This is a genomic window from Sunxiuqinia sp. sy24, assembly GCF_052677165.1.
Map to the genome: position 1 here is coordinate 1 of NZ_JBQYLH010000044.1, position 1,007 is coordinate 1,007.

The following is a 1,007-nucleotide window of genomic DNA, read 5'->3' on the forward strand; positions in this document are numbered from 1 at the left end:
TTCAGACACCCGATCTATTGGATGAAATTGACTATTGAAACAATAATATTATATTTGTCTATAAGCTAACCAACTTACTTACAAATCTAAACCTAAAAAACCAATGAGAGAACGACCCTACTACAGTTACCACCCCGACACAACCAGTGTTTTAACCACCAAAAACACATCCAACTAAAGCGAATATATCCACAAGACTGTGGGTATACAAGTGTTATAGCCAATGCTGAAAAAACTACAAATCATGAGAAATGCAATTTTAATAAGTATTCTGTTTCTAATCTCAAATTTATTGTTTAGTCAAAACAAAGACTGTGGATGTTTTGACGGGATTGGCTCAACTGAGAATGATAAACCAAGTTTGACAGTTGAGTTCTCAGATGGAGATAAAATTTCTGTTTGTGGCTACGAAGAAAAGAAGATTTCTGATAGTATAGTGTTGATATCAGAATTTGATGTTTTCAATTGCAAAACAGGAATCTCATTGACACAATATGATGCAGTTCAGAATTGCCAAGTTTCTATAGAAAATGGAATATTAGTAATAATAGAATTAAAATATCTTCCAGCGGGGGACAATTGGAAATGGATACAAGTTCCAATTGGAATTGAGAAAGTACTCAAGAATGGAGTAAAAGTATTGGCAACAGGACAAACCCCCAATTTTGAAGAAATTAAAATTGAAAAAGAAAGAATAGAAAAATTTTACAACGAGTTGGATAGTATTAAAGTAAATGGAGAAATGAATGTCCTGGAAAATGTCATTGGAAAACTTGAAATTCTCGCTTTAAATGGAGAACAGAAAGCAAGAAAAATTTTACTTGACTTTGAGAACTATTTCAATTACGAAACAGATGGAGCAATTGCTGAACAATGGAAAGATGCTGTTGCTATTGTAAAATGGATAAAAAAATAAAAAGCACATGGCTATAATCGAGTAGACGGCCGGTGAGCTAATAGCCCACCGGAGCGCCTCTCACACCACCGTACGTACGGGTCTCGTATAC

The 1,007-nt window shown here is 34.4% G+C and carries 1 protein-coding gene; it reads left to right on the forward strand.

Annotated elements, in window-relative coordinates; translation table 11 throughout:
• The first annotated feature begins 244 nt into the window (after nucleotides 1-244).
• Nucleotides 245-916 carry a hypothetical protein gene (locus ACUNWA_RS19010; protein ID WP_445593509.1) on the forward strand — a complete coding sequence of 224 codons (672 nt, stop codon included), beginning with the start codon at nucleotides 245-247 and terminating at the stop codon, nucleotides 914-916.
• Nucleotides 917-1,007 lie beyond the last annotated feature (91 nt).